2 protein-coding genes are annotated in these 2,059 nt (G+C 71.2%); one reads left to right on the forward strand and one right to left on the reverse strand.

Translation table 11 applies throughout. From position 1 onward, the window contains the following. Positions 1–59: 59 nt before the first annotated feature. Complete coding sequence (locus Prubr_RS13535; protein WP_212825408.1) at positions 60–1,124, forward strand: NAD(P)/FAD-dependent oxidoreductase; 1,065 nt, start codon at positions 60–62, stop codon at positions 1,122–1,124. 34 nt (positions 1,125–1,158) lie between these two features. On the opposite strand, the gene Prubr_RS13540 is transcribed toward Prubr_RS13535, so the two are convergent. Further along, on the reverse strand, positions 1,159–2,034 hold the full coding sequence (locus tag Prubr_RS13540) for a TauD/TfdA dioxygenase family protein (protein WP_212825410.1): 876 nt from the start codon (positions 2,032–2,034) through the stop codon (positions 1,159–1,161). Positions 2,035–2,059 lie beyond the last annotated feature (25 nt).

The following is a 2,059-nucleotide window of genomic DNA, read 5'->3' on the forward strand; positions in this document are numbered from 1 at the left end:
GTGTCGAGCGATGACCGCCAGCGATCCCCGGAACAGCACACCGCCGGGCCGGCCCTACCGTGATCGCCGAGCACTGGGACGTCGTCGTGGTGGGCGGCCGGATAGCGGGCGCGTCGACCGCCTGGGCCCTCGCGCCGTACGCCGGGAAGATCCTCGTCGTGGACGCCTCCCGCCCCACCACGTTCTGGCCGCAACAGTCCACGTGGGACCGGACCGGCAACCTCGCCTGGGCCGAACTCGGACTCCTCGACACCGTCCTGGCCTGCGGCGCCCCGCGTACGTACGGCGACACCTACCGGGTCGGCGACGAGGTCGTCGAGCGGGTGTATCCGCTGGAGGACGAGTACTCGTACCGGATGAGCGTGTCCCGCGAGGTGCTGGATCCGGCGCTGCTCGCCGCGGCGCGGGGCCGGGGAAACGTCACCGTGCTGCGCCCGGCCCAGGTACGCGACATCGTGGTCGACGCCGACGGCGTGCGCGGGGTCCGCCTCCGGCACGAGCGGGTCGACCGTACGGTCAGCTGTGACCTGCTGGTGCTCGCCGACGGCCGGCTGTCGCGTAACGCGGTGCGGGTCGGCGCGCCGGCGTACCGGGTCGTCGAGTCGCCGTGGTTCGCCCTGCTCGCCTACTACGAGAACCTGCCGCTGGCGACCGACCGCTCGTACTTCTCGTTGCAGGACCGCAGCGTCCTCATCTGCACACCCTGCGGCGACAAGCAGTGGTGCGTCGCCCTGGACCTGCACCAGAGCCTGATCGACGAGGCCGGTGAGCACCCGGCGCGGTTGTTCGACCGGATGGTGGGCGACGACCCGCACGTCGGCCCGGCCGTCGCGGCCGGCCGGCGGACGACCTCGGTCGGCGGTGCCGGCCGGATGCGGATGCTGCGCCGGCCGATGAGCGGGCCGGGTTGGTGCCTGGTCGGTGACTCCGGCTACCACCTGGATCCGGTGACCGCGCAGGGCACCCGGGCCGCCCTGGTCACCGCCCGGATCCTGCGCGACCGGATTGCCGCCGCCGGCAGCGTCGGTGACGCCGACCTGAGCGGCCTCACCGGCGAGCGGGACGCCGCCCTCGAAGAGGACTGGGCCTACACCGAGCAGATCGTCGCCCCCGGCCCCGGTTGACACGGTCAGGGCAGGCCACCCGACCTTCCGCCGGCTACGCCGTGGGACGGGTGCCGTTGACGGTGACCCGCTGGCCGTAGCGCGAGTGCGGGTAGTAGTCCCACACCGCGTGGTGCTGCGTACAGCGGTTGTCCCAGAACACGAGCGTGTTCGGCGTCCAGCGGACCCGGCAGCTCAGGACCGGCTGCCCGGCGACGTGGTTGAAGAGCATGTCGAGCAGTGCCCGGCTCTCGTGCCGCGACAACTGCACGATGTGCGAGGTGAACCCGGCGTTGACGAAGAGCAGCTTGCGGCCGGTTTCCGGGTGCCGTACGACGACCGGGTGCTCGCTCTTGGGCACGACGTACTCCGGCGGCGGGGTGTAGCCCTGCCACGGGATCAGGCCGTCGTGGATCGCGGTCAGCCCGTCGAGGAACGCTTGCATCGACGGCGACAACATCTCGTACGCCAGGTGCATGTTGGCCCACAGGGTGTCGCCACCGCTGCCGATCTCCGGCGTCCTGGTGATGTAGAGCATCGAGCCCAGCGAGGGCTCGGCGTCGGCGGTGCCGTCGGTGTGCCAGTCCTCGCCCGCCACGAACTGCGAGTTCTGGTCGGCGCTGATCTCGAGGATCGCCGGGTCGCCGCCGTCGACGTCGGCGAGCGGCTGGAGGCGCAGCTCGCCGAAGTAGCCGGCGAACCGCTTGTGATCCTCGGCCGACAGCACCTGGTCACGGAAGACCAGCACGTGGTGGGTGAGGAACGCCTGCCTGATCTCGGCGAGCTGCTTGTCGGACAACTCGGCGGACAGGTCGAGGCCGGAGATCTCCGCGCCGATGACCGGGGACAGCGGGTGGGCGGTGAACGTGTCGTAGTGCTCCTGCGGCCGGGTCGTCAGCCGCTCGACAGCGGCCAGTACGTGGTTCTCCATCTCGTTCCCCTCGTGGATCGGTTGT

Origin of the sequence: Polymorphospora rubra (assembly GCF_018324255.1) — a bacterium.
Taxonomy (GTDB): Bacteria; Actinomycetota; Actinomycetes; order Mycobacteriales; family Micromonosporaceae; genus Polymorphospora; species Polymorphospora rubra.

Bases quoted from the DNA above. Each gene is read 5' to 3' on its own strand.
- Prubr_RS13540 (WP_212825410.1), bottom strand. From the start codon at position 2,034: ATGGAGAACCACGTACTGGCCGCTGTCGAGCGGCTGACGACCCGGCCG.